Origin of the sequence: Ferribacterium limneticum (assembly GCF_020510625.1) — a bacterium.
In the GTDB taxonomy this organism is placed as follows: domain Bacteria; phylum Pseudomonadota; class Gammaproteobacteria; order Burkholderiales; family Rhodocyclaceae; genus Azonexus; species Azonexus limneticus_A.
This window is the reverse complement of sequence record NZ_CP075191.1, coordinates 2090382-2105165: the sequence shown is the minus strand read 5'-3', so window position 1 is coordinate 2105165 and position 14784 is coordinate 2090382. Positions and strand designations below refer to the sequence as shown.

Below are 14784 nucleotides of genomic sequence, written 5' to 3'. Positions count from 1 at the left end.
GGCTCAGTCCCGCAGCGAGCGCTTGGTCAGGCGCATGAAAAACTGCTCCAGGTCATGCTGGCCGAGATTCAGGTGGCGGACGGTGCAGCCCGCTGCCGCCAGTTCGTCGAGCAGGCGGGGCAAGGAGGTGGTCGATGCCAGGTCCAGCCGGTATTGCAGATGGCCGAGCGGGCAGGCGGTATAGCGTTCTGCAATGTCCTCGGGCAACGGCAGGTCGAGCTGGAGTTCGACTTGCGGCTCAGGGCTGTGCAAGATGTCGGCCAGAGAACCTTCAGCCAGCAGTCGGCCCTGGTCGATGATGGCAATGCGCTGGCAGATGGCCTCGACTTCTTCCATGTAGTGGCTGGTGTAGATCACTGTCGTGCCGGCCGCCGGCAGGGCCGCGATGGCGTCGAGCAGGAAGTGGCGCGATTGCGGGTCGACGCCGACGGTCGGTTCATCCAGCAGCAACAGTTGCGGCTGGCCGAGCAGTCCGATGGCCAGATTCAGGCGCCGGCGCAGGCCGCCGGAAAGCTGTTCGGCCCGCTTGGCGGTAACCTGTTCGAGACGGGCGAAGACGATGGCGGCATCTGTCTGCGCCTTCAGGTCGGCGCCGGTCAGACCGAGTACGCCGCCGAAGAAGCGCAGGTTTTCGGCCACGGTGAGCATCGGGTAGAAAGCATAATCCTGCGGCACCAGGGCAATGGCGCGGGGATTGGCAGCCCGGGCATCGGCCAAGGGCTGGCCATGCAGCAAGATGTTTCCGGTGGCGGTTTTCAGCAGCCCGGCCAGCAGCGAAATCAGTGTCGTTTTACCGGCACCGTTAGGGCCGAGCAGGCCATAGACAGCGCCAGCCGGGATGTCCAACGTCAGGTCAGCCAGCGCCGGGCTCGTCGCCTCACGGTAGCGGAACGAGACGCCCTCGATGTGCAGCATCAGACGGCGCGGCGCAGGTCGCGGAAGAAGCCCTGTTCGCGGTCGGCGATCTGGCGGAGCTTGTCGGCCAGGGCCACGGGGGCGAGCGGGTCGCGGTCGCGGATCTGGCGGGCAGTGGCCAGCGCGAATTCACGCCATTCGTCGCCAATGTCGATCAGGGTTTCGGAGAGCTCGTTGAGCGTCGGACGTGCCAGCAGTTCGGCCGCTTCCTGCAGGAACGAGGCGTAGATGAAACGAAAACCGCCGCCGCCGGTACCGATTTCTTCCTGCATGCGCACCACCTGGCCGATGAACATCTTGGTGCGTGCCGGGTCGCCGCTGGCGTCGAGCCTTTCGATGGCCTTGGCCAGATGGCGAATGCCGCGCACACCGATGATCGGCAGCGGGGCGTCGAGCATGATGCGCGTTGTCTTCTTGATGGCGGCAGGCAGAACCTTATGCCAGTCCGGCATCTGCGGCTGGCCGACCGGGTAGTAGAGCAGGCCTTTCGGCGCCAGCGCCCCCTTGGCGAAGCGCGCCCGCTGCAGGTCGGGGGCGGGACAGGTGACCGTGGTTTCGGCCACTGGGTCGGACAGCAGGTAATCGCCGGAGGCTTGGTCACGCCCGAAAGCCAGCACGTTATGGGCGTTGAAATGGAAACGCAGGTCTTCCGGCAGGTAGGGCAGCCAGAAGACCGAGGTTTGCAGGCCGACGATCTTTCCATCAGCCAGCAGTTCGTTGAGACGGGCAACACCGGCGTCCGGATTGCGGAAAGTCTCGAAACGCATCTTCAGGCCGAGCGGCTTCTGCAGGCCCTTGATGATGGCCTTGGGCGGCATGCGGTAAGCGACCAGCGGCAGCCCGTTGATCTTGATGATCGGCAGGTAGGCGAAGGAGAGGGCGGATGACAGGCCGAAGGTCATCGGCTCGGAGAGCGGCAGCCCGTGATGGCGCAGCATCGAAGACATGACGCCGCTTTCGCAGTGGGAGGCCTGGCTGTGCTGGAAGTCCATCAGTCGGCCTTTTTCAGCTGTTCGACGGTGAGGCCCATGGCGTTGGCGTAGCGGGCGAGCAGGGCGGGCGACAGGCTGGCGAAAATGGCCGGCCGAAAATGCCGGCGAATGCGCCATTGCCAGACACCGCTGGCCTGCGAGAGCAGCGGGACATCCATCCGTACCCGGTACATGTGGTATTCGAGCGGCGAAGTCTGGCCGGAAAGCACGCGCTGGCGGGCGTCTTCGGTCAGCCGCAGCAGGTCGTCAATGGCCTGGCGGGTGACAATTTCCTCAACCTCCCAGCCGGCTGACTGGACGATGTGCAGCTTGCCGTCGTCGCCGCGAGCGTAAAGCGCCTTGCGGTGTCCGCCCAGTGTGCTGTTGCCTTCCTGCGGGACTTCGCTATCCAGCATGATCAACGGCGGTCAGATGCATCAGCGAGCCGGTGAAGCGGCCGCTTTCCGGGACGAAACAGAGCAAGCGGTCCCCGACTTTGAGGCGAGCGCTGCGGAACAGTTCGTCAAGCATGATGAAGATCGATGCCGAGCCGGTATTGCCCTTGGTCTGCAGATTGGTGAACCATTTTTCCGGCGGCAAGCAGAAATCCGCTGCGGCCATGAAATCGGCCAACGGTTGTCGAAAATACTCTGAGGACATGTGGGGCAGGAACCAGTCGATTTCGTCGGCTGCGAGGTCGTGGTTGCGTCTGGCTTTGCTCAGTGGCTTGCCAAAGGTCTGCTCCACGATTGATTCATTGAGCAGGCGGACGTCCTGTTTGACAGCAAAAATCGAGCGTTCCCCCCATTGGCTGGCGGCATATTCCTGCCAGCCTTTCAGGGTGCCGTCGGCGGCCTTGTCTCCGCCTGCATACATGCAAACCGGCATGCTGCCGGCCTGTGACTGGATGTCGATCCAGTCGATACGCAGTGACAAACCTTGCTGGCGCGGTGCGTTCTGCACAAGAAAAGCGCCAGCGCCGTCGGAGAGCATCCAGCGCAGAAAATCCTTTTCGAAGGCGATTTCCGGATTCTCTTCCAGTTCTGCGACGCGATGTGTCGATTCCAGGTCGTAATTGCGGGCCAGCAGGCCTCCGGAAGCCCGCTCGGAGCCCGTGGCCAGCGCATTGCGGGCCTGCCCCGTTAACACTGCCATGTAGGCGTATTTCAGGGCGCTGACCCCGGCGGCGCATATGCCCGCTGTCGATACTACCTCGCAGGGAGGAATGCCCAATTCGCCATGGACCATCACGCCGTGGCTGGGCATCAGCTGGTCAGGACAGGAGGTGCCGCAAGCGAGGACATCGACCCCGGCAAGATCAAGGCCGCGGATCGCTTCGGCCGTCAGTTGGGCATTGGAGTGCGTAAATTCGCCGCTCGCCGGGTCGATCGCGTAATGGCGGGTTCGAATGCCGTTATTGCGCAGCACAATGCGGCGGGCGCGCGAAGGCTTGCCGGCGATCATGCCAAGCACCTTTTCGATGTCGTCGTTGGCGACCGGGGCGTTGGGCAGGAAGGCTGAGGTACTCGTGATGTAGGCGCTACCGCTACTGGTCATATTTTTGCAAGTTGAATTCCTGGGAACCGCTGGGTTGTTCTAGTTGGGCGCGCAGCCGATCGAGTCGCGGTTTGAGCAGGGGGGAAAATAACCATTGTAACAATAGGCTTGTCGGAACGACCGTCAATACCATGGTAATTAGGTAAATCGAAAAGACGAGCAGGGCCGGGCGGCGTTGCCATTGCCCGCGTTTGCCGAAGGCACGGATCAGTTTTGACCAGACGCCAAACGCCCGTCGCCCAGCCCGTTCGCTGATGGCCAGCCTAGGGTTGACGGTGACAGCACGTAGCCCGGTCAGCATCGCCCGGCCGGTTGTTTCTTCACCCTTGCTCAGCGCATCGGCCAGCGCTCGGCCGAAACGGCTGGCTGCGTCGATTTCTTCAGGTGCGACGCCGGCCGGGGGCATGCCAAGAAAGCGATCTCGTTTGCCGGTCAGAACCCAGCGCGGTGTGGTAATGAAAGTGGCCAGCGGATGGCCGCGGTCGGTGAAGGCAATATGGTCGCGCAACTGGCCACCGGCCTCGACGATCAATCGCTGCATCGTTTCCTGGGCCGACAGCCACATATTGCGACAGGCGACGAGGGTGACGACCGGCTTGCCATTGAGCAGCCGTTGGCCTTCCTGGCTTTTCAGGAAAGCCGTCATCGGCAGACCGGGGGAAAGGAACCAGACCTGATAGCTCAGGATCACCAGATCGAAGTCGGTTGCGGGCGGGATGCCCAGCGCTTTCAGGGGCGGCGCATCAAGTTGCACGCACTCGGGCATGGCATCGACAAAATCGATGATCGGCCACGGAAAAGGAAATGGATTCTCTGGCTGCAGCGTTTCCAGATGAACCTCATTGCCGGCATCGCGCAGCGGGCCGATCAACTGCGCGGTGATGTCCGATAGCTGGCCGGTTTGCGAAAAATTGACGACGAGAACGCGCTTCAAGGGGGTTTCTGGTGATTGATTTGCAAGAGATTCTATCAAATGGTCGCTTTTTGCCGTTGGCCGGGTTCTAGTCATTTTGCTTGGCCAGTTGAGTCGACGGGCTTGGGGAAATGTCAGCTTATCGGCTATCATTCTGCTTTCCCGCAGCCTGTCTTTCCATGACCAAATACGTTTTCGTTACAGGTGGTGTCGTGTCCTCTCTGGGCAAAGGCATCGCCGCCGCGTCGCTCGGGGCCATTCTGGAATCCCGCGGCATCAAAGTCACCCATCTCAAGCTTGACCCCTACATCAACGTCGACCCCGGCACGATGAGTCCTTTCCAGCATGGAGAGGTTTTCGTCACCGATGACGGCGCCGAGACCGATCTCGACCTGGGGCATTACGAGCGCTTTACCAGCGCCAAGATGGCCAAGCGCAACAACTTCACGACCGGCCAGATTTACGACTCGGTGCTCAAGAAAGAGCGTCGTGGCGAATATCTCGGCAAGACCGTGCAGGTCATCCCGCACATCACCGACGAGATCAAGGATCGCATCAAGGCCGGTGCCGAAGGCGCCGACGTGGCGATCGTCGAAGTCGGTGGCACGGTCGGTGACATCGAGTCGCTACCCTTCCTCGAAGCCATCCGTCAGATGGGTATTCAGGAAGGTCGCAATAACGTCTGCTACATGCATCTGACGCTGTTGCCGTACATTCCGACCGCCGGTGAGTTGAAGACCAAGCCGACCCAGCATTCCGTCAAGGAACTGCGTGAAATCGGTATCCAGCCGGATATCCTGCTTTGCCGCGCCGACCGTTCTATTCCGGTCGAAGAGCGTCGCAAGATCGCGCTGTTCTGTAACGTGATGCCGGAAGCCGTCATCGAGTGTCTCGACGCCGATTCGATCTACAAGATCCCGGGCATGCTGCACGAACAGATGCTCGACGAAATCGTCTGCCACAAGCTGAATATTCTGGCCAAGGCAGCCGACCTGACCGTCTGGGAAAACCTGATCGTGGCGCTGGAACACCCGCTGCATTCGGTCAAGATCGCTTTTGTCGGCAAGTACGTCGACCTGACTGAGTCCTACAAGTCGCTGATTGAAGCCATCAAGCATGCCGGTATTCATACCCGCAGCCAGGTCAACATCGTCTATCTCGACTCCGAAGATATCGAAAAGAATGGCACGGGCGTCCTTGAAGACCTCGACGCCATTCTCGTCCCCGGTGGCTTCGGTCGCCGCGGTACCGAAGGCAAGATTGCCGCCATCCGTTTTGCCCGCGAGAACAAGGTGCCTTACCTTGGCATCTGTCTCGGCATGCAACTGGCGGTCGTTGAATTTGCCCGTGATGTGGCCGGCATGCCGAACGCACACTCCACCGAGTTCGTTCAGGACACGCCTTACCCGGTCATTGGCCTGATTACCGAGTGGCTGGACGCCTCCGGCAAGGTCGAGAAGCGCAGCGAGGATTCCGATATCGGCGGCACCATGCGTCTTGGCGCCCAGGTCTGCAAGCTGGGTGAAGGGTCGCTGGCCCGTAGCATCTACGGTGCCCCGGAAATCACCGAGCGCCATCGTCATCGCTACGAAGTGAACAACACGCTGCTGGCCAAGTTGGAAGAAAAGGGCCTGATCGTCGCCGGTCGCGCCCCGGGGACCGATTTGTGCGAAATGGTCGAATTGCCGGCTGACGTGCATCCGTGGTTCGTCGGTTGTCAGTTCCATCCGGAATTCACCTCCAACCCGCGTCAAGGTCATCCTCTCTTCACTTCATTCGTGAAGGCAGCGCTGGCCAATCAACAGGCCAAAGGCAAATGAAGCTATGTGGTTTCGAGGCTGGTCTTGACCAGCCTTTTTTCCTGATTGCCGGGCCTTGTACGGCTGAGTCTGAGCAACTGTGCCTCGATGTGGCTGGTCACATGAAAGAGGTTTGCGGTCGACTTGGTATCAACTACATCTTCAAGGCGTCCTACGACAAGGCCAATCGCAGTTCCGGCAAGTCGGTGCGCGGTCTTGGGCTCGAAGAAGGCCTGCGTATCTTCTCGGAAGTGCAGCGCCAGATTGGCGTGCCGGTGCTGACTGATGTCCATGCCATTGAAGACATTCCGGCTGTCGCCAGTGTCGTCGATGTGCTGCAGACGCCGGCCTTCCTCTGTCGTCAGACTGATTTCATCCATGCGGTCGCTACCTGCGGCAAGCCGGTGAATATCAAGAAAGGCCAGTTCCTGGCGCCGGGCGATATGAAAAACGTCGTCGACAAGGCGCGCGAAGTGAACAACGGCGCCGACAACATCATGGTCTGTGAGCGCGGCGCTTCATTTGGCTACAACAACCTCGTTTCCGACATGCGTAGCCTCGCCATCATGCGCGAAACCGGTTGTCCGGTCGTTTTCGATGCAACGCACAGCGTCCAGTTGCCGGGTGGGCAGGGTACGACGTCCGGTGGTCAGCGTGAATTTGTGCCGGTCCTGGCACGGGCAGCGGTCGCGGTCGGCATTTCGGGTTTGTTCATGGAAACCCATCCTTGCCCGGAAAAAGCCTGGTCAGATGGTCCGAATAGCTGGCCGCTGGCCCGCATGGAAAGCCTGCTGGCAACCTTGGTTGCCTTGGATAAGGCCGTAAAATCGGCGGGTTTCGAGGAACTAAAGTAAGTTTTAGTGTTAATAATTTAATTTAAGTTGTCTATTTAACCTTCTGATAATAAGGAAGAAGTATGAGTTCAATCGTTGATGTTGTAGCACGCGAAATTCTGGATTCCCGTGGCAATCCCACGGTCGAAGCGGATGTTCTGCTGGAGTCTGGCGTCATGGGTCGGGCAGCGGTTCCGTCTGGTGCCTCCACCGGTTCCCGCGAAGCCATCGAGCTGCGTGATGGCGATGCCAGCCGTTACCTCGGCAAGGGCGTCATGCAGGCCGTCGAGAACATCAATACCGAGATTTCCGAAGCGATCATCGGTCTCGATGCCCAGGAACAGGCTTTCATCGATCAGACCATGATCGATCTCGACGGCACGGACAACAAGTCCCGCCTCGGCGCCAACGCCATTCTCGCCGTCTCGATGGCGGTTGCCAAAGCTGCTGCTGAAGAGTCCGGCCTGCCGCTCTACCGCTATTTCGGTGGCATGAGCCCGATGCAGATGCCGGTGCCGATGATGAATATCATCAACGGTGGCGAGCACGCCAACAACAGTCTGGATATCCAGGAATTCATGGTGATGCCGGTTGGCGCTGCCAATATCCGCGAAGCCATCCGCTGTGGTGCCGAGATTTTCCATGCGCTGAAGAAGCTGCTCAACAAGGCTGGTCATTCCACCGCGGTCGGCGATGAAGGCGGCTTTGCCCCGAATCTGGGTAGCCACGCCGAAGCCCTGCAGATCATCATGCAGGCGATTGAAGTAGCCGGTTACGTGCCGGGCAAGGACGTCCTGCTGGCCCTGGACTGCGCCGCTTCCGAGTTCTACAAGGACGGCAAGTACCACCTGTCTGGCGAAGGCCTGCAACTGACCTCGGCCCAGTTCGTCGACTATCTGGCCAACCTGGCGGATCAGTTCCCGATCGTTTCGATCGAAGACGGCATGTCCGAAGCCGACTGGGATGGCTGGAAGCTGCTGACCGACCGTCTGGGCAAAAACGTGCAGATCGTTGGCGACGACGTCTTCGTCACCAACACCAAGATCTTCAAGGAAGGCATCAAGAAGGGCATCGGTAATTCGATCCTGATCAAGATCAACCAGATCGGCACCCTGTCCGAAACCTTTGCTGCCGTTGAAATGGCCAAGCGTGCCGGTTATACCGCCGTGATCTCGCATCGCTCCGGTGAAACCGAAGACAGCACCATTGCTGATATCGCCGTTGGCCTGAACGCCGGTCAGATCAAGACCGGTTCGCTGTCCCGTTCTGACCGTATCGCCAAGTACAACCAGTTGATCCGCATTGAGGAAGATCTGGGCGATACCGCATCGTATCCAGGTCGCGAAACCTTCTACAACCTGCGCTAATCACGCATGCGTTGGCTGACGGTCGGCCTGCTCGCAACCATCGGCCTCCTCCAGTATCCGCTCTGGGTGGGTAAGGGGGGCTGGCTGAAGGTTTGGGAGTACGACCGTCAATTGCAGCAGCAGAAGGAAGTGACCAAGAAGCTGGAAATCAGGAACGCGGGCCTCGATGCCGAAGTCCGCGACCTGAAGCAAGGTTATGACGCCATTGAGGAACGCGCCCGTTTCGAGTTGGGCATGGTCAGGCAGGACGAAATCTTCGTACAGATTCCTGAAAAAGTTTCCGGAAAATAATTCACGAAAACGCGTTAACCGCCGTAGTCACCGGTATATCCCTCCGCTAGAATCGTTCTCAGCAGTCCCCCGTGCAGAGCGTTCAAGGAGAACACCATGCTGCTCAAGGTTGGCGAAAAAGCCCCAACGTTTTCACTGCCGGATGCCGATATGGAGACTGTCGACCTGGCGAAGTTTCAAGGGAAGAAACACATCGTTCTTTTCTTCTATCCGAAAGATGGCACCCCCTGTTGCACCAAGGAGGTTACTGATTTTTCTGATCATGAAGATGAGTTTCTCCGACAGGATTGCGTATTACTCGGCATCAGCCGCGATGACTGTCTGAAGCACGCAGAATTTCGCGATAAGGAAGGCATCGGAATCGAGTTGCTGTCGGATGCAGAAGGAACTGTCTGCAAGCAGTACGGTGTCTGGCAAGCCAAGGAAGTCGATGGCCACCGGAAATTTGGTGTGTCACGCTCCACTTTTATCATTGATCGCAGCGGCACCATTCGCCATGCGCTCTATAACGTCAATTACAAGGGCCACGCACTGGAAGTGCTGCGCCTGATCAAGGAACTGAATTCATGAACACGCAAGTTGCCAAGAATACCGTCGTTACCCTCGACTACCATGTCACCGACCCGGATGGCGAAGTGGTCGATGAAGGCCGTGAGCCGTTGATTTACCTGCATGGCGGTTACGAGGACATCTTCCCGAAGATCGAGGAAGCCATGCAAGGCAAGAAGGTTGGCGAATCGATTCAGGTCAAGCTGCAGCCGGATGAGGCCTTTGGTGACTACGATGCCGAGATGGTCCAGATCGAACCGCGCAAGGATTTCCCGAAAGAGTTGCAGGTTGGCATGCAGTTCGAAGGCGGCCCGGAAGATGGCGGCGAAGATGACTTCGTGATCTACCGCGTGACTGATATCGCCGACGATAAGGTCGTCCTTGACGGCAATCATCCGCTGGCCGGCATGGCGCTGGTCTTCACCTGCACGGTGACCTCGATTCGCCCGGCCAGCGAAGAGGAAGTTGAGCATGGTCACGTCCATCATCCGGATGATGACGAAGAGACCTGCCACTGATTTCAAGCTGTCCGAACGATCCGGAATGCCCGCTTCGGCGGTAATGCCGTTCAGTTAAGACTGAACGGCATTTTTATTTTTTTGCAAGCTATTGTAAACAATAGTAAACGCTGTTAACTTCTGGTTCGATGTTCTCGAGCCAACTTCACGCGACAACGGATGTTCTACCCGCAATCGGTCTTGACCGATTGGCCGAGCATCTGCCGCTGGCGTGGATTGAGCAGGCGCTCAGGGCGACCGGTACGGCCAGTATCAGACGACGGCGATTACCGGCCGAACAAGTGGTGTGGTTGGTTATTGCGCTGGCGTTGTACCGGCACCAATCCGTGCCCGAAGTGCTGGCGACACTGGACCTGGCATTGCCGTCCACAGCGACCCCGGTCATCAGCAAGAGTGCCGTCACGCAAGCCAGGCAACGCCTGGGGAGCGATCCGCTTGAAACTCTCTTCAGCCAGACGGCAAGCGCCTGGTGCGCGCAAGATGCCGAGCGCCATACCTGGAAGGGACTCTCCCTGTGGGCCATGGATGGCACCACCTTTCGCACGCCCGATAGCGCCGAGAACCGGGCCCATTTTGGTGCTCAGACATACGCCAGCGGCAAGGTGGCGAGTTACCCGCAGGTCCGGGCCGTCAGCGTCACGGCGATTCCCTCGCATCTGGTGGCCGACATGGCCTTCGGCCAGTACGGCCAGAACGAGATGTTGTACGCCAAGACGCTGGTCGAGCGTATCGCCGAGCATTCGCTGACCGTCTTTGATCGTGGCTTTCTCTGTGCGGAAATCCTCTTGGGTCTGAGCTTGAGAGGAGAAGAGCGGCACTACCTGATTCCCGCCAAATCCAATACAAAATGGGAACGACTCTCCGGTACCGAGCAAGATGGCCTCGTGCGTATGCGCGTTTCGCCGCAAGCCCGCGCCAAAGCGCCCTCGCTGCCCGAATACTGGACGGCCCGCGCTGTCCGGATGGTGGCGGCCAACGGGAAGGAACGGGTGCTGCTGACCTCACTGCTGGATCGTCGCCGCTTCAAGGCCGAGGATTTGGCCGAGTGCTATCGCCGTCGCTGGGAAATCGAAACCAGCTATCGCGAACTCAAGCAATCCATGCTCGGCACGGCCCTGACGTTGCGCAGTCAGCAACCCACGGGGATCAATCAGGAAATCTGGGGGGCCTTGATTGCCTACAATCTGGTCCGCCTGGAAATGGCCAAGGCCGCCATTCAAGCCAAGGTCGAGCCGACTGACCTCAGTTTCCTGCGGGCTCTGCACATCTTGCAGAATGAAATGATCTGGGCGGCCGGGATGGCGCCGGGCAGACTGCCCTCCCATTTGTTGCGCTTGCGCATCCAGCTTCAATTCGCCATCGTGGAAAAGCGACGGGGGCGTCAATGCCCCCGTGTTGTTAAAGCCCTGCCCAAGCGTTATGCCGTCAAATATCTGAAAAAAAAGCCTTAACTGAACGGCATTACCGCTTCGGCGGGCATTTTTTATGGTTTTCCGGCTGGCCACGGATGGGTTTCGAAGCGGAATAGCTGGGGGTTGGCGGTGTCGATGATGCCGCGGGTCCAGCCCATGAAGGGGTAGCCGAAGGTTTCGACGCGGGTGAAGTTGGACAGAACCCGGCCGGATTCGTCGCGCAGGGGCTGGTCGATGCGACTGAGATGGGTGTCGCCATGAACCGCGATGACAGCTCCCGGGAAGCGGGCCGTTTCGTCGCGCAGCACGGTCAGGAGTTCTTGGAATCCGTCATGCGGCAGACCTTGGGAAAAGTGCTTGAAGCCAGGGTTGGCCTGGAAAAGGAAAGCGATGCCCGGTAGCGACTCACGACGGGCCAGCGCGAAGTTCTCCTTCAGCCATGCAATGACGACCGGATTTCGCGCCCGAAACTCCGCCGACGCTTCCCGTGTCATTCCCCAATTGTTGTTGCCACCGGGCAGGTTGAGGGTGACGAACAGGACGGGGCCAATACGAAAGCGGGCGTGCTCCGGATAATTCCCCGGCTGGCGTTCGAGCGCCAGCTTCTTCTGGCCGAGTGAGAGGCTGTCTTGCCAGAACAGGCTGCGCAGTTTGTTCAGCCGTTCAAGAGGCGAATAGGCGCCATTCGACAGGCGGTCGCAATCGGTCCACTCGTTGTCGCCCGGGACGAAAACAAAAGGAACCCGGCTGGCGTCGAAAATCCGTCGGCGATCCTCGAACAGCGCATCGTCGCAGCGTGCGCTGCCATGTTTGATATCGCCGATATGGGCGACGAACTCGACGTGGCTGTCGGCGATGGCGTCCAGCATCTTCGGCAGCTCGATGCGTTCGTGATCAGAATAGGGCGTGTCGCCGATGAGCGCGAAACGCCAGGTTTCGGCAGCGGCCAGCGTGGCCCAGAGGAGGAATGCTGCGGTCAGGCCGATTTTTTTGCCGAAATTGAAATTGACCCTGGGGGCAGCTGTTGCTCCCGTGGTTGCAGCAATGGGCCGGCAAGGTTTCACCGCAGCAGGCCTTTCAGCGCATAGAGGGCGTCGAGCGCCTCACGCGGCGTCAGACTGTCCGGGTCGATAGCAGCCAGCTGTTCGATGGCGGGATGCGGTGCTGGCTCGGCTGGTTCCGGTTCCCCTTGTGCGAACAGGTCAGGTTGCAGCGGATCGACCGTGGCACGCTGTTCGAATTCACGCAGCTGTTTTCTTGCTGCGCGGACGACCGCCGACGGAATCCCTGCCAGCGCCGCTACCTGGATGCCGTAGCTCTGGTTGGCCGGACCCTCTTCGACAGCGTGCATGAAGACGATGCGGTCGTTGTGTTCGACAGCGCCGAGGTGGACGTTGGCCAGTTCGCTGTATTCATGCGACAGGCGGGTCATCTCGAAATAGTGGGTGGCGAACAGTGTCAGGCTGCGGTTCTTGTCGATCAGGTGACGGAGGATGGCGAAGGCCAGCGCCATGCCGTCGAAGGTTGAGGTGCCGCGGCCGATCTCGTCCATCAGTACCAGACTCTGGTTTGTCGCATGGTGCAGGATGGCCGCCGCCTCGGTCATCTCGACCATGAAGGTCGAACGGCCGGAAGCCAGGTCGTCGGAAGCGCCGATGCGGGTGAAGATGCGGTCGAGTGGGCCGAGCACGCAGCTGTCGGCCGGCACGTAGCAGCCGATGTGGGCGAGCAGCGCGATCAGCGCAACCTGGCGCATGTAGGTCGATTTGCCGCCCATGTTCGGGCCGGTGATCAGCAGCAGGCGCCGGTTGTCGGCCAGCAGGCAGTCGTTGGCGATGAAGGTCTCGGCGTTGTTGGTCAACTCGCCTTCAACCACCGGGTGGCGGCCGCCGGTGACGGTCAACTGCGTTTCGGCCGCGAATTCCGGCTTGCACCAGTTGCGCTTCAGCGCCGACTCGGCGAAGCCGGCCAGCAGGTCGAGTTGGGCGATGGCCCGGGCGATCGTCTGCAGGGTCGGGACGACCGGGAGCAGCGCGTCGAGAATGGCTTCGTAGAGCAGCTTCTCGCGGGCCAGCGAACGTTCCTGGGCGGACAGCGCCTTGTCCTCGAAGGCCTTCAGTTCCGGCGTGATATAGCGCTCGGCATTCTTCAGCGTCTGGCGACGGCGGTAGTCGTCGGGAATCTTGTCGACATTGGCGTGCGTGACCTCGATGTAAAAGCCATGCACCTTGTTGTATTCGACCTTGAGGCTGGCGATGCCGCTGCGCTCGCGCTCGCGGGCTTCCATGTCGACCAGGAAGGCGCCGCAGTTGTCGTTCAGCGAGCGCAGTTCGTCGAGATCGGCGTCGTAGCCTGGCGCAATGACGCCGCCGTCGCGCACCTGGGCGCCCGGTTCGGCGGCGACGGCGCGGACCAGTAATTCAAGTGCCGGGTAGGGCGTAGCCAGTTCGCCGAAGAGCTGGGTGATCAGCGGTGCCGGGCTATCGGCCAGCGGCGCGCGCAGGCCGTCAAGCCGGGCCAGCGATTCACGCAGGCTGGCCAGGTCGCGTGGCCGGGCGTTTCGTAGCGCGATGCGGCCGGCGATACGCTCGATGTCGGCGATACCGCGCAGGGTTTTTCTGGCCTCGCCGGCCAAGCGACCGTAGTCTTCGAGGAGCGCTTCGACGGCGCCGTGGCGGGCGGCGGGAATGTAGCGCTCGCGCAGCGGATGGTGCAATGTGTGGCAGAGCAGGCGCGAACCCATGCTGGTCACACAGTTGTCGAGCAGCGAAAAGAGCGTCGGCGACGGCTGGCCGCGCAGTGTTTCGGTCAGTTCCAGATTGCGCCGGGTGGCCAGGTCGAGGCCGAGATATGCACCCTCGATTTCGACGGTCAGGCCGCGCAGATGTGGCAATTTGCCCGATTGGGTCGCCTGCGCGTACTGCAACAGGGCACCGGCCGCGGCGACGGCAGGCTTCAGGCCTTCGGCACCAAAGCCGGCCAGCGAGGCAACTTCGAACTGGTCACAAAGCAGGCGGCGGGCCGAGTCGAATTCGAAATACCAGTCGGGCTGGCGGGTACGCGCAACATCAATCCCGAAATTCGGCGTCCAGCTTTCGGGGTAGAGGATTTCGGCCGGGCGGATACGCTCCAGCGTTGTCGGAATCTGGTCGGCCGGCACTTCAAGAAGGATGAACTCGCCACTGGCGAGATTGAGGCGGGCCAGGCCAGCGGTGTTGCGGGTCGTCGTTACAGCCAGCAGCCATAGATCCTGCTTGTCGTCGATCAGTGCCGCATCGGTCAGCGTGCCCGGCGTGACGATGCGTGCCACGGCACGTTCGACCGGCCCTTTGCTGGTTGCCGGATCGCCGATCTGCTCGCAGATCACCGCCGATTCGCCGAGCTTGACCAGTCTTGCCAGGTAGGGTTCCAGCGAATGGAAGGGGATGCCGCACATCTTGATCGGCACGCCGGCCGACTGCCCACGTGTCGTCAGTGTGATGTCGAGCAGGCGTGCCGCCTTTTCTGCATCTTCGTAGAACAACTCGTAGAAATCGCCCATCCGGTAAAAGAGCAGGGTATTCGGATGGCTGGCTTTCAGCCCGAGATACTGGCGCATCATCGGGGTGTGCTTGGAGAGATCGGGACCGGTGTCTTTAACCATGTATTTGTAGGTTGTT

General features: G+C 60.2%; 14 protein-coding genes. 7 read left to right on the top strand and 7 right to left on the bottom strand.

Features of this window, described 5'->3' with window-relative positions; translation table 11 throughout:
• Positions 1 to 3 precede the first annotated feature (3 nt).
• The 5 genes from KI617_RS09860 to KI617_RS09840 are packed head-to-tail and all read right to left on the bottom strand — an operon-like array spanning position 4 to position 4377.
• Complete coding sequence (locus KI617_RS09860; protein ID WP_226451816.1) at positions 4 to 915, bottom strand: ABC transporter ATP-binding protein; 912 nt, start codon at positions 913 to 915, stop codon at positions 4 to 6.
• Positions 915 to 1907: a BtrH N-terminal domain-containing protein gene (locus tag KI617_RS09855; protein ID WP_226451815.1), complete on the bottom strand. Its 993-nt coding sequence runs from the start codon at positions 1905 to 1907 to the stop codon at positions 915 to 917. Before KI617_RS09855 ends, KI617_RS09860 begins: the two co-directional genes overlap by 1 nt.
• Positions 1907 to 2302 (bottom strand): hypothetical protein, encoded by a 396-nt coding sequence (locus KI617_RS09850; RefSeq protein ID WP_226451814.1) that lies wholly within the window; start codon positions 2300 to 2302, stop codon positions 1907 to 1909. Before KI617_RS09850 ends, KI617_RS09855 begins: the two co-directional genes overlap by 1 nt.
• A complete protein-coding gene (locus KI617_RS09845) occupies positions 2292 to 3443 on the bottom strand; it encodes a beta-ketoacyl-ACP synthase III (RefSeq protein WP_226451813.1) in 1152 nt (383 codons plus the stop codon). Before KI617_RS09845 ends, KI617_RS09850 begins: the two co-directional genes overlap by 11 nt.
• Entirely contained in the window at positions 3433 to 4377 is a 945-nt protein-coding gene (locus KI617_RS09840; RefSeq protein WP_226451812.1) for a dialkylrecorsinol condensing enzyme, read from the bottom strand. Before KI617_RS09840 ends, KI617_RS09845 begins: the two co-directional genes overlap by 11 nt.
• A 158-nt stretch (positions 4378 to 4535) precedes the next feature.
• On the opposite strand from KI617_RS09840, the gene KI617_RS09835 reads away from it, so the two are divergent.
• The 7 genes from KI617_RS09835 (at position 4536) to KI617_RS09805 (ending at position 11164) form a co-directional block, all read left to right on the top strand.
• On the top strand, positions 4536 to 6176 hold the full coding sequence (locus KI617_RS09835) for a CTP synthase (protein ID WP_226451811.1): 1641 nt from the start codon (positions 4536 to 4538) through the stop codon (positions 6174 to 6176).
• Positions 6173 to 7009, top strand: a complete 837-nt coding sequence (gene kdsA, locus KI617_RS09830; RefSeq protein WP_226451810.1) for a 3-deoxy-8-phosphooctulonate synthase — start codon at positions 6173 to 6175, stop codon at positions 7007 to 7009. Before KI617_RS09835 ends, kdsA begins: the two co-directional genes overlap by 4 nt.
• Before the next feature lie 62 nt (positions 7010 to 7071).
• Positions 7072 to 8355, top strand: a complete 1284-nt coding sequence (gene eno, locus KI617_RS09825; RefSeq protein WP_226451809.1) for a phosphopyruvate hydratase — start codon at positions 7072 to 7074, stop codon at positions 8353 to 8355.
• Between the two features lie 6 nt (positions 8356 to 8361).
• Complete coding sequence (gene ftsB, locus KI617_RS09820; protein ID WP_226451808.1) at positions 8362 to 8646, top strand: cell division protein FtsB; 285 nt, start codon at positions 8362 to 8364, stop codon at positions 8644 to 8646.
• Positions 8647 to 8742: 96 nt separating this feature from the next.
• Positions 8743 to 9216 (top strand): peroxiredoxin, encoded by a 474-nt coding sequence (locus KI617_RS09815; RefSeq protein ID WP_404826805.1) that lies wholly within the window; start codon positions 8743 to 8745, stop codon positions 9214 to 9216.
• Positions 9213 to 9713 (top strand): FKBP-type peptidyl-prolyl cis-trans isomerase, encoded by a 501-nt coding sequence (locus tag KI617_RS09810; RefSeq protein ID WP_226451807.1) that lies wholly within the window; start codon positions 9213 to 9215, stop codon positions 9711 to 9713. The genes KI617_RS09815 and KI617_RS09810 overlap by 4 nt, the downstream gene beginning before the upstream one ends.
• Before the next feature lie 188 nt (positions 9714 to 9901).
• The gene (locus tag KI617_RS09805; RefSeq protein WP_264180071.1) at positions 9902 to 11164 is read left to right on the top strand and encodes an IS4 family transposase; all 1263 of its coding nucleotides are present in this window, start codon (positions 9902 to 9904) and stop codon (positions 11162 to 11164) included.
• A gap of 32 nt (positions 11165 to 11196) precedes the next feature.
• On the opposite strand, the gene KI617_RS09800 is transcribed toward KI617_RS09805, so the two are convergent.
• Positions 11197 to 12189: a metallophosphoesterase family protein gene (locus KI617_RS09800; protein ID WP_226451805.1), complete on the bottom strand. Its 993-nt coding sequence runs from the start codon at positions 12187 to 12189 to the stop codon at positions 11197 to 11199.
• The gene (gene mutS / locus KI617_RS09795) at positions 12186 to 14768 is read right to left on the bottom strand and encodes a DNA mismatch repair protein MutS (RefSeq protein ID WP_226451804.1); all 2583 of its coding nucleotides are present in this window, start codon (positions 14766 to 14768) and stop codon (positions 12186 to 12188) included. The genes KI617_RS09800 and mutS overlap by 4 nt, the downstream gene beginning before the upstream one ends.
• Positions 14769 to 14784 lie beyond the last annotated feature (16 nt).

Excerpts from the sequence above, each read along its gene's own strand:
- KI617_RS09860 (WP_226451816.1), bottom strand. The coding sequence starts at position 915 with ATGCTGCACATCGAGGGCGTCTCGTTCCGCTACCGTGAGGCGACGAGC.
- KI617_RS09855 (WP_226451815.1), bottom strand. The coding sequence starts at position 1,907 with ATGGACTTCCAGCACAGCCAGGCCTCCCACTGCGAAAGCGGCGTCATG.
- KI617_RS09850 (WP_226451814.1), bottom strand. The coding sequence starts at position 2,302 with ATGCTGGATAGCGAAGTCCCGCAGGAAGGCAACAGCACACTGGGCGGA.
- KI617_RS09845 (WP_226451813.1), bottom strand. The coding sequence starts at position 3,443 with ATGACCAGTAGCGGTAGCGCCTACATCACGAGTACCTCAGCCTTCCTG.
- KI617_RS09835 (WP_226451811.1), top strand. The coding sequence starts at position 4,536 with ATGACCAAATACGTTTTCGTTACAGGTGGTGTCGTGTCCTCTCTGGGC.
- kdsA (WP_226451810.1), top strand. The coding sequence starts at position 6,173 with ATGAAGCTATGTGGTTTCGAGGCTGGTCTTGACCAGCCTTTTTTCCTG.
- eno (WP_226451809.1), top strand. The coding sequence starts at position 7,072 with ATGAGTTCAATCGTTGATGTTGTAGCACGCGAAATTCTGGATTCCCGT.
- ftsB (WP_226451808.1), top strand. The coding sequence starts at position 8,362 with ATGCGTTGGCTGACGGTCGGCCTGCTCGCAACCATCGGCCTCCTCCAG.
- KI617_RS09815 (WP_404826805.1), top strand. The coding sequence starts at position 8,743 with ATGCTGCTCAAGGTTGGCGAAAAAGCCCCAACGTTTTCACTGCCGGAT.
- KI617_RS09810 (WP_226451807.1), top strand. The coding sequence starts at position 9,213 with ATGAACACGCAAGTTGCCAAGAATACCGTCGTTACCCTCGACTACCAT.
- mutS (WP_226451804.1), bottom strand. The coding sequence starts at position 14,768 with ATGGTTAAAGACACCGGTCCCGATCTCTCCAAGCACACCCCGATGATG.